The organism is Synechococcus sp. W70.1, assembly GCF_047461515.1.
GTDB lineage: Bacteria > Cyanobacteriota > Cyanobacteriia > Thermostichales > Thermostichaceae > Thermostichus.
In genome coordinates this window covers 60916-81567 of record NZ_JANSHH010000032.1, presented here as the reverse complement: position 1 = coordinate 81567, position 20652 = coordinate 60916, and the positions used below count along the sequence as shown (strand labels likewise).

The following is a 20652-nucleotide window of genomic DNA, read 5'->3' as shown; positions in this document are numbered from 1 at the left end:
CACCTGGGCTACCATATAGAAATCGTAGCGCTCCTGCCAACTTTCCCAGATCATGGCCAATCTTCAACGGGATCCTGAGGTCAACTTGTCGGCTGCTTCGGCTCTTGCCCAAAACCCCCAGCCGGCAATCCCCTCCTTGCCGTTGCACGTCATGTTTCGCTTGGGCCTATTTCAGATGGGCTTGGGGATGATGTCGCTGCTGACGCTGGGGGTGCTCAACCGGGTCATGATCGACCCCAATCTCTTGGCCATCCCGGCCACGGTAGCAGGGGGATCCCTGGCCATGCACCAGTTGGTGTCTCCGGCCCGCGTCTGGTTTGGGCAGCTTTCCGATGCCAAGCCTTTGTTTGGGACGCACCGCAGCGGCTATGTACGCCTGGGATCGGTGCTCTTTGCCCTGTGCATCTTTTTGGCAGTGCAGGTGGTGTGGGGTTTGGGGCAGAGCTTTGCTAGAAGTGGCTGGTCGCTGGCCACCTATGGCTGGATTGCTCTGGCCGCCTTCATGTTTGCTCTTTACGGGCTTTGCCTCAGTGCCTGCTCCACGCCCTTTGCGGCGCTGCTGGTGGACGTTTCCGATGAGCACAACCGCTCCCAGTTGGTGGGGATCGTCTGGTCGATGCTGATGTTGGGCATTGCCGGGGGAGCGATTGGCTCGGCGGTGCTGCTGCGCGGCCTGGATCTAGAGAATCTCCAGAGTACGATTAACCGCCTCTTTATCGTCATTCCTGCCGTGGTGATCCTGCTGGGGGTCATCGCTACCTGGGGGGTAGAAAAGCGCTATTCCCGCTATGGATCCCGTTCCACCTTGGCCGGGCGGGAGGATCAGATTACCCTGGGCACGGCCCTCAAGGTGCTCACCGCCAGCCGCCAAACCCTGATCTTCTTTAGCTTTTTGACCCTGATGACCATGGGCCTGTTCATCCAACAGCCGGTTCTCGAGCCCTATGGCGGCGAGGTCTTTGGCATGACGGTAGCCCAGAGCACCCAGCTCAACGCCTTTTGGAGTATAGGCGTCTTGGTAGGGATTGTGGTGACTGGCTTTCTCATCGTGCCTAGGCTGGGCAAGCAGACGACTGCCCGCTTGGGCTGCCTGCTGGTGGCCCTTTCTTTTGGGCTGACCATTGCCGCAGGGTTTACAGGCAAGCCGCAGCTGCTGCAGCTATGTATGATCCTGTTCGGCTTAGCCTCGGGGATCACCACCAACGGCGCCATTAGCCTAATGTTGGATTTGACAGCAGCAGAGACCGCCGGCACCTTCATCGGCGCGTGGGGCTTGGCCCAGGCGATGTCGCAGGCGCTTTCTACCCTCATTGGCGGCGCTTTGCTCGATCTGGGGCGGCTACTTTTCCCCACTTCCTCGGTGCTGGCCTATGCCACCGTCTTTGGAGTGGAGGCAGGGGTGATGTTGCTGGCAGTGTATCTGCTGGGCCGGGTGAGCGTAGCGGAGTTTCGGGAAAACACCAGCCGCGCTCTCACCAAAGTGCTAGCGCTTGAGTTAGAGGGCTAACGCCGTGGCACCGGCTCGTAGTGCGGGCAACCCTGGCAGGGCCCAGTGGGGTTAACGGCGCAGCGCAACAGGGGCGAGCGGGCATTGAAGCGACAGGAGGGATCCCCCAAAAACTGGCCTGCTTCAGGGGGTGGGCTCACTGGGCGAACGAGGGCGCGGATGCCACAGAGGTGATATTTGCCCTGCCGCAACTGGTAGGAGTGGCGCTTTTCTAAAACCAGGTAGTGCTGCTCGGCTAGTTGAACGTAGGTGCCCGGATGGGGGCTGGTTTCCCAGGGGCATTCGTCCACCACCTCTCCCGAATCGGCATCGATCCACTGAATGGGCAAGGTTGGGTTGACAGAAGCCATAGGGCACAGCGGCGGCCAGCCTGGAGAACAGCTCGGCAAACGAAGGGATGGACGCAGGCTGGCTTGTACTACCAGCTTTACTCAGTGTAGTGGATTTCCCGGGGTGGCTGGACGGCTCAGGTGAGAGAAGGAGGCAGCTAGAATACGTGGGCGAGAAAGGATCCCGGCAGAGCATGGGCAAAGTAGTGGTTATCGGGGCGGGGCTGGCCGGCTTAACCTGCGCCAAGGTGCTGAGTCAGGCGGGGTGGAGGGATGTCCTAGTCTTGGAAAAAAGCGACGGCCCCGGGGGCCGGGTGCGCACCGACGAGGTGGAGGGCTTTCGCCTGGATCGCGGCTTTCAGGTGCTGTTTACGGCCTACCCTCAGGTGCGGCGGCATCTGGATCTGAGCAGACTTAACCCCTGCCCCTACCGTCCGGGAGCTATCCTGGCCCGATCCGGTCGCTGCTGGCTGTTAGGGGATCCGCTGCGGGATCCAGCCAGCCTCGTCTCTTCCCTATTCAACCCCCTGGCTAGCTTTGGGGACAAGCTCAAGGTGCTGCAGTTGCGAGCGGAGCTGGCGCAGCGCACGCCGGAGCAGGTCTTCCAGGAAGGGCTGGGGGGATCCGATGGCTCGGTGCGAGAGTTCCTAGAGGGGTACGGGTTCTCCGCCAAGATCTGCCAGCACTTCTTCTACCCCTTTTTCCGCGGCATTCTTCTGGATCCAGAGCTGGCCAGTAGTGCCCGTCTCTTGGCGTTCTATTTCAAGATGATGGCCGAGGGGGCCATTGTCACCCCAGCACTGGGCATGGGAGAACTTGCCCGCCAACTGGCCAGCTACCTTTCCCCAGAGCAGATCCGCTACCAAACCCCGGTGGAGCGCATCCTGGTGGAGGAAGGAAGAGTGCGCGGGATCCGCACCGCCGGCGGAGAGGAGATCCCTGCCGAGTGGGTAGTCTGCGCCACCGAGGCCCCTCAGGCGCGGGCCTGGCAAGCCGAGCTCTGTCCCCACGCCACTGTGCCCATCCCCACCCAGGGACGGTCGGTTACCTGTCTCTACTTCTGCGCTCCCTTTTCTCTGGCCCGCGGCGCCTACTTGTACCTCAACGCCAGCGGCCAAGGCTGGATCAACCACTGGGTTCAGCTCACCCGCATCAGCCCGGCACTAGCTCCTCCTGGCCAACACCTCTATTCGGTGACGGTATTGGGGGATCCCCCCTTGAGCGACGAGGAGCTGGCCCAAACCTGTCGGGCCGAGCTGCAGGTCTATTTTCCCAAAGCCCCCTTGAAACAGTTGCGCCTGCTGCGGGTGTATCGCATCCCTTTTGCCCAGTTTGTGCAGCCGCCTAGCTTCCAGCAGCATTTGGTTCCCACCCATAGCGGCCTGCCAGGCCTTCTCTGGGCTGGAGAGTACACTCACCAGAGCAGCATCGAGGGATCCCTGCGCAGCGGCGAACAGGCAGCAGCCTGGATCCTGCAAAAATCGGCCTTGTAGACTTTCTTAACTCTACTCCCGGAACCAAAGCTGGGATCCCGTGGTATGAAGGGGGTGGACTTAATCGCCCACAGGGATCCCTCCGCCATGCAAAACGCCACCCTTAGCCCAATCCCGCTCCTGCAGCGGTCGTTTGAGTTGGTAGGTCCCATCTACTGGCCGCTGCTGATCCTGGCCTCTCCAAACTTTATTCTGCCCATCGTCCCGGAGCTGACCCCACTTCTCGGGGGGATCCTCCAACTGGCCTATGGCATTGTTGTTGCACCGATCCTAGGCGGAGCAGCCTTGTGGCTGGTGGATCAGCGCCTGAAGCGGCAAGCTCCCCTGCTGGGCAACAGCCTCGACCGAGCTGTCTCGAAGGCAGTGCCTCTAGTTCTGGGCACCCTCTTAGCAGCACTCCTCTCTTCCCTTGCCTCCATCTTTCTGATCATCCCAGGCATTTATGTAGGGGTTAAGCTGGCCCTCACACCTTGTGCCATTGCTCTAGAAAATCAAGGAACTACAGGAGGGCTGCGCGCTACAGTTGGAATCTCGTCAAAGGTCGTTGGTGGGGCGTGTTTTGGGCCCTTCTGGTCCTGGGCTTGATTCTTGGTTTTGCGGGTGGATTGATAGTTGGATTTGTCATAGTTGTGGCTGATGTTGGCGACTTTGGGGTGAGCATGGTTGCGGCTGCCGCTGCCACAGCCGCTGTGCCCATCTTCTGGGTCTATGTGGTTCTTCTGTTCCGATCCCTGCAGCAGTTGAAGGGGCAGGCGGCCTAGTTTTGCCCCGCCGCTCAAGCCGGGGGCTTTTCGTAACCCTGGAGCTTACAAGGGCAGCCCCTGTGAGCAGACGTTCAATCCGCCATTTAGCGGAGCCCAGAGCAGGAACTCTTGTCGAGAATAGACAAAGACCTCCCCTGGGAGCACCTCTGCTGTGAGCGAAGCTAGGGCAACCGCCATCCAGCAGATCATCCAAGCAGCTATGAGGACTGGTCTGCTTACCGCTGCTCAAGAACACGAGCTGAACCTGAGGCTATTTCAAGATGGCTGTTCCGAGGCGGATTTCTTCCTGCTGCGTCGCCTGCACTCCTGCTTGCGCCAGGGATCCATCCGTCAAGTGCCAAGCTTGCTCAACCCAGTAGCCAGGGGTTGCTTTGGCGCCCCTCTAGTGACCGACAAAGTCGAGGAGGCTCAGCTCCAACCTTGCGAGCTGAGTCGAGCGCACAACCCTAAAGTTAGCTAGGGGAAGGCCCAGGGTGCATTAGAGTTGGAATCCGAGTGATAATAACTCCAGCAATGTGCCCTAGTGGGATCCTCGGCAATGGAAGCTTTTTTCGAGTTTCTCTGGTCTGCCTCGGCTATTTTGCTGGTGATCTTGGTGCTGTTGCACAGCCCCAAGGGAGATGGCCTGGCGGCTATTAGCGGGCAAGCCCAGTTGTTTGCCAGCCCCAAGAGCGCTGAGCAAAATCTGAACCGCCTCACCTGGACGGTGGCTACCCTTTTTCTCTCCATCAGTGTGGTGCTGGGAGCAGGCTGGCTCTCCACAGGCGCAGGGCAATAAGTAGCGTGGCAGTCATCTACTTGCACGGCTTTGGCTCGGGGCCGCAATCAGCCAAGGCTGCCTTTTTCCGCCAGCGGCTGCAGCGGCTTGGGATCCCTCTGGAGGTGCCGGATCTCAACCAAGGCAACTTTACCCAGCTCACTCTCTCTCGCCAGATCCGGCAAGTTTCTGAACAGTTGGCTGCCATGGGGCATCCTCCTGTTACCCTGATTGGCTCTAGCCTGGGAGGTGTAGTGGCTGCCTGGGTAGCTGAGCAGCAGTCTTGCGTGGAACGGCTGGTGTTGCTGGCACCGGCCTTTGGCTTCTTGCAACATTGGCTGCCGCGGCTAGGGGCTGAAGCCGTGGAAGCTTGGCAACGCAGCGGGCAAATGCTGGTCTTTCACCACCAAGAAGGGCGGCCGCTGCCCTTGGCCTATGACTTTGTTACCGATGCCCAGCGCTACCCCGAGGAGGCACTGCGCCGGCCTGTGCCCACCCTGATTGTGCATGGGACCCGCGACGAAGTCATCCCCATCCAAGCCAGCCGCAACTACGTCGCCCATCGCCCCTGGGCGCAACTGGTAGCTGTGGAGAGTGACCATGCCCTCACCGATGTTCTAGAAACCCTCTGGGAGGTGGTCAGCCGCTTCTGTGGCTGGTCCCAGTTGCCTTCGGAAACGCCCTCCTAGCCTATCTGCCGTTTTGGCTCCTAACATCCTTCAGCCCCATGCTGCCCCCCAAAGTGCTCCGTGCCGCTGAGGCAACTGCCGGCCTCTTTTTGGATATGGACGGGGTAATCGTGGATTCGGAGCCAATCCACGCCCGTGCCGGCGCTATTGCCTTGGAGCGCTGCCGGCTTGCTCTAGATCTGGCTCCTGTCTCCCTGCAGTTTAAGGGGCGCACTGACCGGGACATGTTTGAGTATCTCGTGGAACACTTGACGGACACCCCGCCCGCAGAGCGGCCCCTGCTGGTGCAGCGCTTGATTGAGGAAAAGGCCAGGGCCTTCGGGGAGCTGTTGGAAGAGGTGCTCTTGGTGCCGGGGGTGTTGGAGTTTCTGGAGCTCAGCCGCCGTCGCTTTTCGGCCCTTGCCCTCACCACCTCTGCTACCCGTCGGGATCAGGAGCAGATTTTCCAACGCTTTGACCTAGGCCGCTGGTTTGACGCCGTGATTACCGCTGAAGACATCCAGCGAGCCAAGCCCGACCCCGAGCCCTATTTGAAAACAGCTGCCAAAGTGGGCTTGGATCCCAGCTTGTGTTTGGTGGTTGAAGACTCTGCCCACGGGATCCGCGCGGCTAAGGGGGCAGGCTGCCTTGCGGTGGGCCTCACCACTGCCTTTACGCCACTAGAGCTGCGTCAGGCAGGCGCCGATGCTGTGGTGGACAGCTTTGCCGAATTGGCAGAACTTCTGGAGCTGGAGTAGGAAGAATCGTGGAGGCAGGACAAGTCTTCCAGAAGCGGAAAGCTTTAGCCCATCGTCATGCCGCCGTCGATGGCAAAGACTTGGCCGGTGATGTAGGCCGCCGCCGGGTCAGCCGCCAAAAAGCGCACTAGCCCCGCCACTTCCGCCGGGGATCCCAGTCGCCCCAGAGGAATTTGGGCCAGGATGGGGCCAGGATCCAGCTTTTCCGTCATCTGGGTAGTGATAAAGCCAGGGGCGACAGCGTTGACGGTGATGTTGCGGCTGGCCAGCTCGCGGGCTGCTGTCTTGGTTAGACCAATTACCCCCGCTTTGGCAGCGCTGTAGTTGGCCTGGCCGGCGTTGCCCACCAAGCCCACCACTGAGGTGATGTTGATGATGCGTCCCTGCCGCTGCTTGACCATGATCTTGGCGGCTGCTTTCAGGCAGAGGAAGACTCCCGTAAGGTTGAGATCCAGCACTGCCTGCCAGTCTTCCGGCTTTAGGCGCAACAAGAGGGCATCGCGGGTAATGCCAGCATTGTTAACCAGCACGTCCACCCGGCCCCACCGCTCCATCACCTGCTCAAAGAGCCGCTCCACTTCTAGGGGCTGGGAGACATCGGCGGCCAGGGCCATCCCCTCCCCTCCCACGGCGGCAATCTCCTGCACTAGCGCTTCGGCCTCGGCGGCAGAGTGGGCGTAGTTGACGACTACCTTGGCACCAATGGCTCCTAGATGCAGGGCAATGGCCCGGCCAATGCCTCGGCTGGCTCCCGTAACCACGGCCACCTGGTTGTGGAGCGAGGGCAAGGGGAGGAGTTCAGACATAGGCAGCAGCCTCCATGCAAGGGCGATAGCCGCACTAGTATAGGACGCTTTGGCTTCCTTTGGAGCCTTGCCGTCGGCCACGGCCCGTTAGCTAGCCCCGCCGGGAAGCCCCGCCCTCTACCCGACAGGGTGTTCGCGCTGGCGGCGCGGAGCGCTTGGAGCGGGAGTATGTCACGATAGAAAGTTGGCTTCTGGCAGAGAAACCGTCCATGCAAGTGGAGTTTCGGGAGTGCGATCCAGGCAACCTCTGGATTTGGTTTGAGTTTGCCGAGCCGCCCGTGCCGGCAGAGCTGGAGTACCTCAGGGAAGTGCTGGAATCGTGGTATGTGCTGGGCAAGCTGGGAGGATTTAACGCCGAGCGCTTGGTGGTTCAGGAGGCTGAGGCGGATCTCAGCTACCTGGAGTACCCCAGTGACTTGCCTCCCGTCACCTCGCTCATGCACAACATGGGATCCCTCGAGGAGAAGGGCAACTGGGCCCGCTGCTGGTTTGACCTGGGCACTGCCGACGCAATGGCGCTGGACGTGTTGATCAATGCCCTGCGCACCCTTAGCTTAGAGTACATTGGCCTTACCCGCGTCATCATCGGCGGGCAAAACGAGGATTGGCCAGCGCCGGATCTCGAGGAGACTGACGCCTACGATCTCCACAGCTACCTCCAGGATCACTGGGGGGAAGAAGGAGAGCTGGAGTAGCTTCTACTCTAGGTAGCCCAGCTCCTGCATCCGCCGCAGCAAGTCTGCATCGCTTTCCACATCCACCTTGCGAGGAGCCAAGCTGGGGCGGCGCGATTCAGCCCACTCCAGCCACCGCCTTAGCCCTTGTTGCAGGCGAATTAGCCAAGCTTGGGGAGAAAGGGATCCCAACGCCGAATCCCCAGGCTCAGCCAAGAGCAGATCCCGCTGCTCCGCCGGATCCTGCTCTAGGTTGTAGAGGCTAGGGCTCTCCCCAGTTTGGATGAGTTTGATCCCTCCCTCGTAGAGGGCGCGGCGGGTGGCGTAGCAGGCGCGGGCCTGCAAGAGGCTGTCGTTGCGGCTTTCCATGGCCCGCAAGAGAATCTGCGGCGGGAAGGCCTCGCTAAGCACTACGCCTTGCTCGGGATCCTCCCCAGCCAGGGTACGGCTTAGGCTAAGGCGGGCAACTTCGCGGCGGAGCCGGAGGCTAACCCGAGGGGTGCCGTCGGCTAGAGAAAGGCTGGGGCCAAAGCCGGCAGCCTCCAGGAGAGTGTGGAAGAGGCGGCGGGTGGAAACGGGGGTGGCCACCCGCTTTCCTGCAGGAAAGTGGCCGGGGTAGTGCAGGATCAGGGGCACGCGGATGAGCTCTTCGTAAACCACAAAGGCGTGGCCGACGAAATCGTGCTCTCCTAAGCCTTCGCCGTGATCGGCGACGATGGCCAGCAGAGTGTTTTGCTCCAGGCCAGTGTGGCGCAAGGTGGCAAAGACAGATCCCAGCAGGTGATCCTGGTAGGCTACTTCTGCATCGTAGATGTCCCGCAGCACCCGCGCCTGCAGGGGAGAAAGCGGCTGCGGTAGGGGTGCCATCCAGCGGTAGGGCTCAGCGTTGTACTGGCGCAGGAAATCCCGGGCCTCTCGGCTGTTCTTAAAGTAGGGAGCGTATTTCTGCACAAAAGGCTCTGGCGGCCAGTAGGGCAGGTGCGTCTCCATTAGGTTGACAAAGCAAAAAAAAGGAGGCGCCCCCGCAGGGCGGCGGGCCATTTGCTGGAGGTAGCGATTGAGGTCGGCAATGGAGGCAGCGGTGTTGCCCTTAAAGTTCATCAAGCAGGTCCAGAGGGAGGCAAACCAGGGGTGCAGGGCCAACTGAAAAAGGGTGTCGGAGCGAGCAAAGGCATTTTGCACGGGGTAGGAGAGGCGGCGCCAAAACTGGGTGTAGGCGGCCAGCCAGCGGTTGAGGGGAGGCGGCAGAGGGTTGCCCTCAGGGGGGCGGGTGGGCAGAGCCCCGCCGTAGTTGTAGAAGGTGTCAAAGCCGCGCCGCAGGCCATTTTTCAAGATCCCGACTAGGGGATTGTTGCAGAAGCCAACGGTGGTGTAGCCAACCAGCTTCAGCAGCTCTGCCAGGGTGGGTAGGGTAGGACTCAGCTCTAGGTCTGCCTGAATGGTCTGGTGGGTGCTGGGGTACTCTCCTGTAAACAGGGAGGCGTGGGAGGGGATCGTCCACTGGGCAGGGGCAATGGCCCGTTCGAAGAGAGTGGATTCTGCAGCCAGCCGATCCAGGTTGGGGCTGGTGGGGACTTGGCGGGCCCGCTCTTCCTCCGACCAGTAGCAAGAGAGACGATCCGCCCGCTGGGTATCGAGCACAATCAACAGGATATTGGGGCGCTCCCCCTTCGGGATCTCTGCCATTTCTGGAAACCTCACCACAACCCACCGCAGAGGGTTCTTAAACTATCTTGACATGCTCCCACCTGCCTTTTGGCCCCTAGGGCAGGGTGAGATGGGTTTGGCTGTTGCCTTGGATCCGGATGGTGTTGCTCTGCCAGTCGAGGAGGCCCCTGTCGCCACTCACGGTCAAAGCCTGACTAGGCTGGCGGTAGCGCACCTGGCCCAGAGCCTGCAGTCGGGTGGAGCCGATGCGCCACCGGATCTCCTGGGCCTCGAGGGACGCTGTCCCGCTGACGCGGGCGGTTTCGGCTTTCGCATTGCCCACCAGGCGCAACTCAGCTAGAGGCAGGGGAGCTCGCAACTCCTCGCCACTAAGGCGCACGCTTTGCTGGGGGGCATACACCTCTACTGCTCCCACCGCCTGCACTTTCCTCGCGCCAAACTGCCACAGGAAGCGCCTAGCAGCCAGCTCCAGCTCCCGATACCCCGCCCGTACTGGTTGCGTGGGATCCAAGTTCTCCACCTGCATCTGACCTTGGCCAAAGTCCATCAGCAGGCGATCCCCCTGCAGGAAGCCCTGATCCTCCAACAGCTCCACTTTTACCTCGCCTTCGGCCTTGAGCAGGCGCTGGGCTGGCAGCCACTCCAGCCGCTGGGCCTGTAGGCGCAGGTTATCCCGCTCGGACTCCACCTCGACTTGCCCCCTCAATTCCAGCCGCCGTTGGCTGGGGTAAGCGGATCCCTGCTTGGCCCGGACGCGAACGGCGCGGTCGTCTTCGTCAAAAAACTCTCCCTCGATGGCCTCCAAATGGGCGGATCCCAACTGCACGGGGGTAGCCTCTGACGGCGGCGGCTCGTACTTGGCTAGGCGTGCCTTCAAGCGCCAGAGCAGACCACCGTCGGGCTTGGCCTGGGTAAGGGTGATGTCTTCGTAGAGTAACTGGGGGGTGGGAAGGGAGGCTGCAGGTGTGGGATCCCTGCTTGCCGTCAGCTCTGGCCCACTACAGGCAGGGCCCAGCAGAGCGAAAGCCACAAGCCACCCTAGCATCCAAAGAGAATGAGGCTGCATGGATCTCTCTTGGGCGCCCTCCCCATACCCTAGCGCTATCCTACTGAGATCCGCCTGTGGCATCATCAGGCAAGAGATGGCGGCACAGCTGTGGAGCAACTGTTGCAACTGTTCATTTACGGCCTTGTGTTGGGCAGCATCTACGCCCTGGGGGCCATTGGCGTGTCCCTGACCTTTGGCATTTTGCGCTTTGCCAACTTCGCCCACGGGGATCTGATGACCTTGGGGGCCTATTTTGCCCTGACCTTTGTCAGCTGGGGCTGGCCCTTAGGGGTCAGTTGGATCCCGGCAGCCTTGGCAACGGCAGTGTGTGCGGTGGGGATCGACCGATGGGTCTATCGCCGCCTGCGCCGGGAGGCCCCCGTTATTTTGCTCATTTCCTCCTTTGGCACGGCCCTGATTTTGCGCAGCCTGGTGCAGATTCTCTGGGGACCCGACAACCAGGTGTACCGCCAGGGCATCCAGATCCCCTGGGAGGTGGGTGGGCTGCGCATGAAGCCGGACTGGGTGGTGATTTTGGCGGGAACGGCGCTGCTGGTGGTGGCGCTGCACCTGTTTTTGCAGCACACGCGGGTGGGGAAAGCCATGCGGGCCATGGCCGACAACTTTGACTTGGCCAAGGTGACCGGCATCGATACGGAGCAGATCATTCTCTGGACCTGGACCCTCGGGGCGGCTTTGGCCTGTCTGGCGGGCATCTTCCTCGGCCTAGATACCCGGCTGCACCCTACGATGGGCTGGCGGCTGTTGCTGCCCGTTTTCGCTGCTGCCATCCTCGGCGGCATTGGTCGTCCTTACGGAGCCATTGCTGGGGGGTTGGTGATTGGCCTAGCGGAGGAGTTCTCGACCTTGGTGATTAGCCCAGCCTACAAGACGGGGGTGGCCTTTGCCATCCTGGTCCTCCTGCTGATCTTCCGGCCTACTGGGCTAGTGGGGGGGCGAGCCTGATGCTGAGCTATGCCATTTTCTTCTTGATTTTGGTTGGGATCTACAGCGTACTGGCGCTGGGCCTCAACATCCAGTGGGGCTACGCCGGTATGTTCAACATTGGCGTGGGGGCCTTTTTTGCCCTGGGGGCCTACGCCAGCGCTATTGTTACGACGCCGCCGAGCCCTGAACATCTGGGGGGCTTTGCGCTGCCTTTTTGGGTGGGCTTTGCGGTGGCAGCGGTAGTGGCGGGAGCCATTGCTTTTTTGATTGGCTTGATTACCCTAAACCTGCGCTCTGACTACCTGGCCATCGCCACCATTGGCATTGCCGAGATCATCAGCCAAATCCTGAAAAACGAGGGCTGGCTAACCAACGGCGTACGCGGTATCACTCGCATCCCGCGGCCCTTTCGCGGTTGGATCCCAGGGCAGGATACGCTGCTGTACCTGGGCTTGGTGCTCTTGGTTTTGGCAGGCGTTTACTGGCTAAGCGAGCGGGCCTATCGCTCCCCTTGGGGACGGGTGCTGCGGGCCATTCGGGAGGACGAGCCGGCAGCCCTAGCTGCGGGCAAAGATGTCCTCCAGTTTCGTCTCCAGGCATTTGTCCTGGGATCCATGCTCATGGGGTTGGCAGGGGCCCTCTATGCCCATTTTGTCAACTTCATCAGCCCGGAAGCCTTTCAGCCCGAGTTTGCCACCTTCATTGTCTGGGTGATGTTGATTGCCGGGGGCAGTGGCAACAACCGTGGCGCTTTGCTGGGGGCGCTGGCCATTTGGGGGGTGTGGTCGGCCAGTGAACTGTTCACCAATCGTCTGCCGCCCCAGTGGGCCACGCGGGCCGGCCCCTTGCGCATTCTGCTCATCGGGCTCCTCCTGCAGGTTATTCTCCTCACTCGTCCACAGGGTCTGCTGCCGGAACGTCCGCCCCAGCCGGTTGGGGATGCCTCTTCTTTGTCCAGGGCGAGCAGAACCCCTGAGGGAGAGTCAGCAGGATAGGATGGGGTCGGCTGCCCCCTCGCCAATCCCGCCTTATGACGATGTTGCCTCCAGGAAACACTCCTTCCTCTAACCCTGGCCCGGGCAATTGTCCAGCGGAAGTTGGGGTTGACCCGGGTGGGATCCCGACTGCCCCCATCAAAGAGGGCTATGCCCTGCCCGAGCATTACTTTAACCGCGAGCTCAGTTGGATTGAGTTCAACGCCCGGGTGTTGCACGAGGCCCTGGACGAGCGCACTCCCTTGCTGGAGCGGCTGAAGTTTCTGGCTATTTTCGAGAGCAACCTGGACGAATTCTTTATGGTGCGGGTAGCAGTGATCCGCCGCCAGTTGGAAACAGGCGTGCTGCTGCCAACCCCCGATGGCCTCACCCCCCAGCAGCAATTGCGCCAGATTTCCCAGCACCTACGGCCCCTGATTCAAAAGTTGCACGAGTGCTTTCGGCAAGAGCTGGTGCCTAAGCTGGCAGAGCAAGGCATTCACATCCGCAACTTTAGCGACCTGACGGAGGCAGAGCGGCAGGAACTGCGGGAGTATTTCGATCGCCGCCTGTTTCCCCTGCTCACCCCCCTGGCGGTGGATCCGGGCCATCCTTTCCCCTATATTTCCAACCTCAGCCTTAACCTGGCGGTGGTGGTGCGGGATCCAGAAACGGGCAAGGAGCATTTTGCCCGCGTCAAAGTGCCCAACACCCTGCCCCGCTTTGTGCCCCTGCGGGATGGGGTGAGCTTTGTGCCGCTGGAGCAGGTGATTGCCCACCACCTGGAGGCGCTGTTTGTGGGCATGGAGGTGCTGGAGTACCATCCCTTCCGCATCACCCGCGACGCTGATCTAGCCATCCAGGAGGACGAGGCCGACGATCTGCTTGCCGCCATTCAGGAAGAGCTGCGCAAGCGCCGCTTCGGCTCGGTGGTGCGCATGGAGGTTGCCAAGTCGATGCCCCCTGCCATCCGCCAGCGGCTGTGTGAGGAACTCCACCTGGATGCCGACTTGGTGTACGAAGTGGATGGCCTTCTGAACCTGGGCGGGCTCATGGCGTTCCTCAACCTAGACCGGCCCGACTTGAAGGATCCGCCTTGGGGGCCCGTCACACCGCCCCGCCTGCGCACTGCTTCGGTGAGCGAGGAGCCGGTGGATATTTTTGCCGTCATTCGGGAAGGGGATCTGCTGGTGCACCACCCCTACGAGTCTTTTGCCGCCAGCGTAGAGCGATTTTTGGAGGAAGCGGCCAACGATCCCCAGGTGCTCACCATTAAGCAAACCCTCTACCGCACCTCCGGAGACTCCTCAGTGGTGGGATCCCTCATCCAAGCTGCCGAAAATGGCAAGCAGGTGGCCGCTTTGGTGGAGCTGAAGGCTCGATTTGACGAAGAAAACAACATCCTCTGGGCCAAGAAGCTGGAAAAAGCCGGGGTTCACGTGGCCTATGGCCTGCCAGGGCTGAAGATCCACTGCAAACTGGCTTTGGTGGTGCGAGAAGAGGAGGGATCCCTGCGCCGCTACGTCCACATCGGCACCGGCAACTACAACCCCAAAACTGCCCGTATCTACACCGACCTAGGCCTGTTTACCTGCAACGAGACGCTCTGCCACGATGTTACCGAGTTGTTTAACGTGCTCACTGGCTACTCGCGGCAGCGGCACTTCCGCAAGCTCCTGGTAGCTCCCCGCACGCTGCGCCAGGGGATGGAAGCTCTCATTCGCCGCGAGATGCGCCACGCTCAGGCAGGGGGTCAGGGGCGGATCATCGTCAAGATCAACTCCCTCACTGACCCGGAAATGATCCGGCTGCTCTACGAGGCTAGCCAGGCAGGGGTGGAGATTGACCTCATTGTGCGCGGCATGTGCTGCCTAAGGCCAGGGATCCCAGGCTTGAGCGAGCGCATCCGCGTCATCAGCATCATTGGGCGCTTTTTGGAGCACTCCCGCATTTTTTACTTCTACAACAACGGCCAGGAGGAGTACTTCATCGGCAGCGCCGACTACATGACCCGCAACCTGGATCGCCGCGTCGAGGTGGTTGCCCCCGTGGAGGATCCGGTGTTGAAGCAGGAGCTGAAGGTTATTCTGGACATCTGCCTGACAGACAACCGGCAGGCTTGGGAGCTGCGTCCTGACGGCACTTACGTGCAGCGACGGCCTAGGCCGGGAGAGCCTGTGCGCTCCACCCATCAACGCCTGATGGAGCGGGCTGCTGGTCGCGCTTAGCCCTCACCCGCAGACCTGAGGGAAGGGACCAGCTCAGGAGGGAGGCGGCGGAGGGGCTTCGGCCGCTTCTTTCTCCGCTGCCCTAACCTGCTCTGTAGCCGCTTGCAAAGAAGACTGCAAGCTCTCCAGCTTTTCTCGGCTAGCGCGGTTTAGCCACGATTCGATGGCGTTCACCAAAAGCTGATCCCCCGAAAACCAGCCGCCACCATTCACAGCAAAGGCCAAGAAGATGGCCGCGTAGATAGCTGATAGCTCCAGGTAGGAAACGCTGAAACCAGCCACCTTGATGTGGTGAAACATGGCCACCGCCATTGTTGCTACCAAGCTCAACGCGGCAGGCCGGGTGAACAGGCCGAGGGCTACCAGGGGGGCCGCGATCAGTTCAGTGTAGGCAGCTACATAGGAGAAAAAGATTGGGAAGGGCAAGCCGATGACTTCTACGTAAGCCGCTGCAAACCCTTCGACATCCGCCAGTTTATCGAGGCCGTTGTGGATCATGAAGAGCCCTGCCACCCCCCGCAGGATTGTCCAGCCCACCTGAGACCACCGCGGGCCAACGCTGTCGTGACGCAGGACAGAAGTCAGCAGCCCGAGAAACCGCTGAAGGAGGGCCATAGGGGAAACCTGCTCTGCTAAGGAACGTAAACTACTGTAACGATTCTGAATGGTCTGCAGCAAGACGAAGCCGGAGCGTCGCCACTCCCGCTAGGAGAGGAGATCCCCTAAGGTTTGCCGGAGCAGTTCCCAAGGGGTACTGGCGCGGCTTTCCTGGCCAGCGATCCCTGTCTTCGTTCGCTTCTTGCGACTGCAGTCCGAAGTCCCCGTTCTGGCACAGCACCTGCTGCCGCAAGGAGCTCTTCTAGCGCTTCCGGCGTCGAGAGCAGATCCTGCGCCGTCTTTGGGCTAGGGCCCTCGACTCTCCACTGCCCTACCGTCCTAGACCGGAGTGGAGCTGCGGTTCAAACTTTCCGGTAAGAGAGCAGGAGGGCTCCATCTGCAAACTGAGATCCGACTCTTCCAGTAGCAGGGGCACCCGCTCGGCTACTTCCAGGCCAAATCCCCTCAAGCCGCTGATGTGGCGGGAGGTGTTGCTGATAAGACGCATCTTTCGCACCCCCACATCCCGCAAAATCTGGGCGCCAATGCCGTAATCGCGCAGGTCCATTGCCCCTGCTGGCACCGTCTCGGCAAGACCTAGATCCTGCCGGGCATAGGACTGAATTTGCTCGATGAGGCTAAGCTCTGGGCGCCGCAGGTACACCAGCACTCCCTTGCCCTGGTGGTCGATCATCTTCAGGGCAGCAGTCAGTTGGCGACGACAGTCGCAGCGCAGGGATCCCAATGCATCCCCCAGGGGGCACTCCGCTTGCACACGCACCAGGACAGGCTCGGCGGCAAATTGGGTCGGATCCCCCTTCACAAGCGCTAGGTGTTCTACCTGGTTGAGGGTGTCGCGGTAGCCGTAGACCTGAAACTGGCCAAACTCCGTCGGCAGGGTGGCGGTAGCCCCACGATGGACCAACCGCTCCGTGCGCAGCCGGTACTCGATGAGATGGGCAATGGTGATGATCTTAAGATTGTGCTTGCGAGCAAACTCAACCAACTGGGGCAAGCGAGCCATGGAGCCATCCGGGTTTTGGATCTCGCAGAGCACGCCTGCCGGGTAAAGCCCTGCCAATAAGGCCAAATCCACCGCTGCTTCGGTGTGCCCGGCCCGCTTGAGCACCCCACCTTCTCTTGCCCGCAAGGGAAAGACATGCCCCGGTCGGCGCAGGTCTTCCGGCCGCGTATGGGGATGGATGGCCGCCTGGATGGTACGAGCGCGATCGGCAGCGGAAATGCCCGTGGAAACCCCTAACTCTGGCCCGGCATCGATGCTGACCGTAAAGGCAGTCTGGTTGCTGTCGGTGTTCTGCCCCACCATCAGCGGGATCTTCAGCTCGTCGAGGCGGGATCCCTGCATGGCTAGACAGATAAGACCCCGCCCATGGGTGGCCATGAAGTTGATCACCTCTGGCGTGGCAAACTGGGCAGCACAGATGAGATCCCCTTCGTTTTCCCGATTCTCGTCATCGACCACGATGACCATGCGGCCACCCCTAAGGTCTTCCAGGGCTTCGGGGATGGAGTGGAAGAGGGTTTCCGTCTCCGCTGGCAAAATGGCGCTCATGGGGGTAGAAAGAGCCCTCCGGTTTATCCTAAGCGAACCACCAGGGAGGGCCAGAGCTATGGACTACTAGTATTTGGGAATGGAGGGATCGTAGGCTTCAGCCCAGGCAAGGATACCACCGCGCAGGTTTTTCCCCTCGATCCCGGCTGCCTTCAGGATCTTCAAGGCTTTGGCCGATCGCACCCCACTTTTGCAGTGGACGACTAGCTCTGAGCCGTTGAGGAGCCGCCGCACCTGCTCCACTCCATCTCCATTTTCAATCTGGGGCAACGGGATCAAGTGAGCACCTGGAATCCGGCCAAGCTCCCACTCGTTGGGATTGCGCACATCGACAAGCACAAACTCCTTGCCGGCATCCATCCATGCTTTCAGCTCGTCTACTGTAATCTCGGGGATTTCTGCCTGCTCTCCAGCCCGCGCTTGCGGGATGCCGCAGAACTGCTCGTAGTCGATGAGCCGGGTAATGGGCGGGGTGTCAGGATTCTTGCGCAGCTTTAGCTCGCGGAAGCTCATCTTCAGGGCATCGTAAAGGAGCAGCCGCCCACTTAGCGTCGTGCCGATGCCCAGCAGGATTTTCACGGTCTCAGTTGCCTGGATGAGGCCGATGATGCCCGGGAGGATCCCCAACACCCCCCCCTCGGCACAGGAGGGCACCAAGCCTGGCGGGGGTGGCTCGGGGTAGAGGTCGCGGTAGTTGGGACCGCCCTCGTAGTTGAAAACCGTTGCCTGCCCCTCGAAACGGAAGATGGAGCCGTAGACGTTGGGCTTGCCCGTTAAAACACAGGCATCGTTGACCAGGTAGCGGGTGGGGAAATTGTCGGTGCCATCGACAATCACGTCGTAGTTGGCAAACAGCTCTAGGGCATTGTCAGCCTTCAGGGCGGTGTTGTAGACATCCACCTGGCAGTAGGGGTTGATCTCCAGGATGCGGTTTTTGGCCGATTCCACCTTGGGCTTGCCCACCCAGGAGGTGCCGTGGATGACCTGCCGCTGCAGGTTGGACACATCAACCACATCAAAGTCAACAATGCCAATCCGCCCCACGCCGGCTGCGGCCAAGTAAAGCAGCAGGGGCGAGCCAAGGCCGCCTGTGCCAATGCACAACACCTTGCCCGCCTTTAGCCGCTTCTGCCCTTCCAGGCCCACCTCCGGCAGGATCAAGTGGCGGGAAAATCGCTCCATCTCCTCGCGGGAGAGCGTGACTTGGCTGGTGTCTAGGTTCAACATGGTCACCACCCTCCGGCAATGGCAGGGACGATGCTAATGACAGCCTCTTCGCCTACAGGGGTGTCATCGCCCTGGGCCAAGTTGCGCACGTCCTCGTCATTGAGGTAGACGTTGACGAAGTTGCGCAGCTTGCCATCCTCCGTGTAGAGGTGCCGCTTGAGCTCACTGTAGCGGGTAACTAGGTTGCGCATCACCTCGCCAACGCTGCTACCTTCGATTTCGACCGCTTCCAGATTGTCGGTGTAAGGCCGCAAGGGGGCAGGGATCAAGATCTTGGTTGCCATAGGGGTTCGGGAAAAGAGTCTAGCGATCTTGAGGGAACACTTGAGGCTCTGGGATCCTCTGGCCAACTCTCCAGTCCAGACTACCGCTTTGCTCCCCAGCCAAAGAGAGGCTTAGAGCAAGGCAGGGGATGCCTCCACCCAAACCTGGATGGGCTCCCGCTGCAGTTGTTCCTGCTCGTCCAAAACCCAGCTGGCCACCTCTTCTGCCTTGCCCTCGCGCACGCTGACGATCACGCAGGAAAAGCCCCAGGGGAAGGCATGCTGCCGGTCGAACTCGGAGGGGAGGGCAGGGTGGTTGGGATGGGAATGGTAGGTGCCTAGGATCCCTAGGCCCTTGCCACGAGCATAGTCGCTGGCTCGCTTGAAGTCAGCTGGCTCGATCAAGAAACGACGGCGGCTGGACTCCCCATCCGCCAAGGGGTTTTCAGCCTGATCCCAGCTGTTGGCCACCGGCCAAAGCTCGTGGACGAGCTTGTCAGATCCCTTGAGCTCGCCAATTAGAATGCCGCAGCCCTCGTAGGGGAAGGCCTGTTCGCCGTGTTGGCGGATGGCGTGGAGGTGCTCTGCCGAAAGGTAGAGGGCCATGAATCCCGCCTTTGCCGATGGAATTATCGTCCTTTATTCTGGCACAAATGGGCCCGGGCGTATCTCCCCCCTCTGCTTGCGCCAGCGGTGTAGAGCACGGAAAACGCCGCTTGTCGCGCCCTGGGGTTATCCTGCAGCTACTCCGAGCCGCTGTGGCGGGAGGCCGGCGCTGGAGGGATAAGAGGCAGGTAGTGGGGGCAGCCCTGACAGGGCCCCTGGGGATTGACCGCGCAGCGCAACCATGCCGAGCGAGCGCTAAAGGCACAGGAGGGATCCCCTAGCGGTTGGCCAAACTCTCCAGCACGCTGGCGGCGCAGCAATACCACTTGTCGGCGCCAGTCCCGCAAAAATCGGCTATAGGCGTGTTCTTGCCAGCGGCGCTTGGCTGCATGTTGTAAGAGTTGGGCGGTGAGGTGATCCACCATAAAAGGCCAAAAGGCGAGGAGTTGTGTTGGATTGGCCTGGATCCTCAGGATGGCACACCTTAGTAAGGGGAGGGAAAAATTGCAAACTCTCTTTGCCCTGGGGATAAGCTGCCTATGATGGTATGGGGCAAGCTAGCTTTGATTTTAGGAAGTTGCAGCAAGCCCAAGCCGCTAGGAGATCCCGGCAAGCTGGCTTCTGAGAGGAGTATCGAGGTTGTGATGAAAGGCGCCTGCGGCTCAGAGCAATGGCAAAACCCAAAAGCCATCTCTGAAAGCCTTCCCCCCTCTCCTCCGGATTACCTAATCCGAGGTACGGCGGCAGAAGACAACATTCGCGTGGTGAGCGTTGTTTCCACTCAGGCAGTCCAGGAAGCGCGGGAGCGGCACCAGCTCTCCTATGTAGCAACAGTGGCGCTGGGGCGAGCCATGAGTGCAGCTCTACTGCTGGCGGCTGACCTGAAGGAACCCCAAGCCCGGATTGGCCTGCAAATTAGGGGCAATGGCCCCCTTGGTGGCATTCACGTCGATGCCGGCGTGGACGGTACAGTGCGCGGCTACGTGAGCAACCCGGCTATTGAACTTCCCCTCACCCCTGAGGGCAAGTTGGATGTGGGCCAGGCGGTTGGGCGCTACGGCTATTTGCACGTCGTGCGGGACTTAGGCTACGGCCAGCCCTACACCAGCACTGTGGAGCTGGTTTCGGGAGAAGTGGGAGATGACGTCAGCTACTACCTCACTTCCTCTGAGCAGATCCCCTCAGCGGTTCTGCTGGGGGTGAGCCTCGATTCCCAGCGAGTCCGTGCTGCCGGTGGAGTGCTGGTGCAGCTCCTGCCAGGCGCGCCGGCCAACTTGATCTCGGAGATAGAGTCTCGGCTAAGCCAGGTGGAGGAATTCACCCCCCAACTGGCCCGCGGTAAAGCTTTGCAGGAGCTGCTAGAAATTTGGCTAGGTGACTTGGATCTCAAGCTAGCGCCAGAGGTGCTCCCTGTCCGCTTCCATTGCCCCTGCAATTCCGAGCGGGTGAAGGGGGCACTGCGCATGCTAGAGCGGGATGAGCTCCTGGAGATGATCCAAACCGATGGGGGGGCGGAGGTGGTTTGCCAATTCTGCAACAAGGTCTACCGCCTTTCCGAAGGCGAGCTGCGCTCGATTGTGGCTGAGATGTCGGCCAGCCAGTGAGGGTAAGGATTGAGTTTGTCGACAAATCTTGGTGGACAAGCTTTCATCCTTGTCCTAGATTACTTACCAGGCCGATGGCAAGAGCCAATCTCGTGGGCGGGTCAAAGGCTCAATTAGGTGGGAGGCCAAAAGCGGCAACAGTGGCTTAAAGTCCCCCCTG

At 60.7% G+C, this 20652-nt stretch carries 22 protein-coding genes and 1 pseudogene; 13 read left to right on the top strand and 10 right to left on the bottom strand.

Translation table 11 applies throughout. The annotated features are described in order from the left end of the window. Positions 1-52 precede the first annotated feature (52 nt). On the top strand, positions 53-1507 hold the full coding sequence (locus tag NW808_RS08370; RefSeq protein ID WP_414410079.1) for a BCD family MFS transporter: 1455 nt from the start codon (positions 53-55) through the stop codon (positions 1505-1507). Here NW808_RS08370 and NW808_RS08365 read toward each other — a convergent pair. After that, positions 1504-1857, bottom strand: coding sequence for a DUF6464 family protein (locus tag NW808_RS08365; RefSeq protein WP_414420889.1), 354 nt, complete (start codon positions 1855-1857; stop codon positions 1504-1506). The genes NW808_RS08370 and NW808_RS08365 overlap by 4 nt on opposite strands. 173 nt (positions 1858-2030) lie before the next feature. On the opposite strand from NW808_RS08365, the gene NW808_RS08360 reads away from it, so the two are divergent. The 7 genes from NW808_RS08360 to NW808_RS08330 all read left to right on the top strand — a co-directional run bounded on the left by NW808_RS08360 (position 2031) and on the right by NW808_RS08330 (position 6276). After that, the gene (locus NW808_RS08360) at positions 2031-3329 is read left to right on the top strand and encodes an FAD-dependent oxidoreductase (protein ID WP_414420888.1); all 1299 of its coding nucleotides are present in this window, start codon (positions 2031-2033) and stop codon (positions 3327-3329) included. Between the two features lie 45 nt (positions 3330-3374). Further along, on the top strand, positions 3375-3914 hold the full coding sequence (locus tag NW808_RS08355) for a hypothetical protein (RefSeq protein ID WP_414420887.1): 540 nt from the start codon (positions 3375-3377) through the stop codon (positions 3912-3914). A 44-nt stretch (positions 3915-3958) separates the two neighbouring features. Further along, a complete protein-coding gene (locus NW808_RS08350) occupies positions 3959-4090 on the top strand; it encodes a hypothetical protein (RefSeq protein WP_414420886.1) in 132 nt (43 codons plus the stop codon). A gap of 154 nt (positions 4091-4244) precedes the next feature. After that, complete coding sequence (locus NW808_RS08345) at positions 4245-4553, top strand: hypothetical protein (RefSeq protein ID WP_414410076.1); 309 nt, start codon at positions 4245-4247, stop codon at positions 4551-4553. A 78-nt stretch (positions 4554-4631) separates the two neighbouring features. Further along, entirely contained in the window at positions 4632-4871 is a 240-nt protein-coding gene (secG, locus tag NW808_RS08340; protein ID WP_414395434.1) for a preprotein translocase subunit SecG, read from the top strand. Between the two features lie 5 nt (positions 4872-4876). Next, positions 4877-5539 carry a YqiA/YcfP family alpha/beta fold hydrolase gene (locus NW808_RS08335; protein ID WP_414395435.1) on the top strand — a complete coding sequence of 221 codons (663 nt, stop codon included), beginning with the start codon at positions 4877-4879 and terminating at the stop codon, positions 5537-5539. A 38-nt stretch (positions 5540-5577) separates the two neighbouring features. Then, positions 5578-6276 carry an HAD family hydrolase gene (locus tag NW808_RS08330; RefSeq protein ID WP_414411581.1) on the top strand — a complete coding sequence of 233 codons (699 nt, stop codon included), beginning with the start codon at positions 5578-5580 and terminating at the stop codon, positions 6274-6276. 44 nt (positions 6277-6320) lie between these two features. Here NW808_RS08330 and fabG read toward each other — a convergent pair whose 3' ends face one another. Further along, positions 6321-7064, bottom strand: coding sequence for a 3-oxoacyl-[acyl-carrier-protein] reductase (gene fabG / locus NW808_RS08325; protein ID WP_414395568.1), 744 nt, complete (start codon positions 7062-7064; stop codon positions 6321-6323). A gap of 227 nt (positions 7065-7291) precedes the next feature. On the opposite strand from fabG, the gene NW808_RS08320 reads away from it, so the two are divergent. Continuing rightward, positions 7292-7777, top strand: a complete 486-nt coding sequence (locus tag NW808_RS08320; protein ID WP_414395441.1) for a DUF3531 family protein — start codon at positions 7292-7294, stop codon at positions 7775-7777. A gap of 3 nt (positions 7778-7780) precedes the next feature. Here the strand turns inward: NW808_RS08320 and NW808_RS08315 are convergent, their stop codons facing one another. Next, a complete protein-coding gene (locus NW808_RS08315) occupies positions 7781-9442 on the bottom strand; it encodes a sulfatase (RefSeq protein WP_414420885.1) in 1662 nt (553 codons plus the stop codon). 76 nt (positions 9443-9518) lie between these two features. Further along, positions 9519-10469: an LPS export ABC transporter periplasmic protein LptC gene (gene lptC / locus NW808_RS08310; RefSeq protein WP_414420884.1), complete on the bottom strand. Its 951-nt coding sequence runs from the start codon at positions 10467-10469 to the stop codon at positions 9519-9521. Between the two features lie 123 nt (positions 10470-10592). Between lptC and NW808_RS08305 the strand changes: the two genes are divergently transcribed. The 3 genes from NW808_RS08305 to NW808_RS08295 are packed head-to-tail and all read left to right on the top strand — an operon-like array spanning position 10593 to position 14622. Beyond that, positions 10593-11438: a branched-chain amino acid ABC transporter permease gene (locus tag NW808_RS08305; protein ID WP_414420883.1), complete on the top strand. Its 846-nt coding sequence runs from the start codon at positions 10593-10595 to the stop codon at positions 11436-11438. Further along, entirely contained in the window at positions 11438-12415 is a 978-nt protein-coding gene (locus tag NW808_RS08300; protein ID WP_414395449.1) for a branched-chain amino acid ABC transporter permease, read from the top strand. Before NW808_RS08305 ends, NW808_RS08300 begins: the two co-directional genes overlap by 1 nt. Positions 12416-12450: 35 nt before the next feature. Next, positions 12451-14622: an RNA degradosome polyphosphate kinase gene (locus NW808_RS08295; protein ID WP_414420882.1), complete on the top strand. Its 2172-nt coding sequence runs from the start codon at positions 12451-12453 to the stop codon at positions 14620-14622. A 33-nt stretch (positions 14623-14655) separates the two neighbouring features. Here the strand turns inward: NW808_RS08295 and NW808_RS08290 are convergent, their stop codons facing one another. From NW808_RS08290 to NW808_RS08265, 6 genes and pseudogenes are all read right to left on the bottom strand, one after another. After that, entirely contained in the window at positions 14656-15237 is a 582-nt protein-coding gene (locus NW808_RS08290) for a DoxX family protein (RefSeq protein ID WP_414395451.1), read from the bottom strand. A gap of 391 nt (positions 15238-15628) precedes the next feature. Next, positions 15629-16792 (bottom strand): annotated as a pseudogene (gene ribB, locus NW808_RS08285) (3,4-dihydroxy-2-butanone-4-phosphate synthase); the annotation flags it as partial. A gap of 66 nt (positions 16793-16858) precedes the next feature. Further along, a complete protein-coding gene (gene moeB, locus NW808_RS08280; RefSeq protein WP_414405129.1) occupies positions 16859-18019 on the bottom strand; it encodes a molybdopterin-synthase adenylyltransferase MoeB in 1161 nt (386 codons plus the stop codon). Positions 18020-18021: 2 nt separating this feature from the next. Then, a complete protein-coding gene (locus NW808_RS08275; protein WP_414395455.1) occupies positions 18022-18303 on the bottom strand; it encodes a MoaD/ThiS family protein in 282 nt (93 codons plus the stop codon). 111 nt (positions 18304-18414) lie between these two features. Next, the gene (locus NW808_RS08270) at positions 18415-18888 is read right to left on the bottom strand and encodes a M67 family metallopeptidase (RefSeq protein WP_414420881.1); all 474 of its coding nucleotides are present in this window, start codon (positions 18886-18888) and stop codon (positions 18415-18417) included. A gap of 137 nt (positions 18889-19025) precedes the next feature. Continuing rightward, complete coding sequence (locus NW808_RS08265; protein WP_414395459.1) at positions 19026-19313, bottom strand: DUF6464 family protein; 288 nt, start codon at positions 19311-19313, stop codon at positions 19026-19028. A 219-nt stretch (positions 19314-19532) separates the two neighbouring features. On the opposite strand from NW808_RS08265, the gene hslO reads away from it, so the two are divergent. Continuing rightward, positions 19533-20492, top strand: coding sequence for an Hsp33 family molecular chaperone HslO (gene hslO / locus NW808_RS08260; RefSeq protein WP_414410793.1), 960 nt, complete (start codon positions 19533-19535; stop codon positions 20490-20492). The last annotated feature ends 160 nt before the right edge of the window (positions 20493-20652 follow it).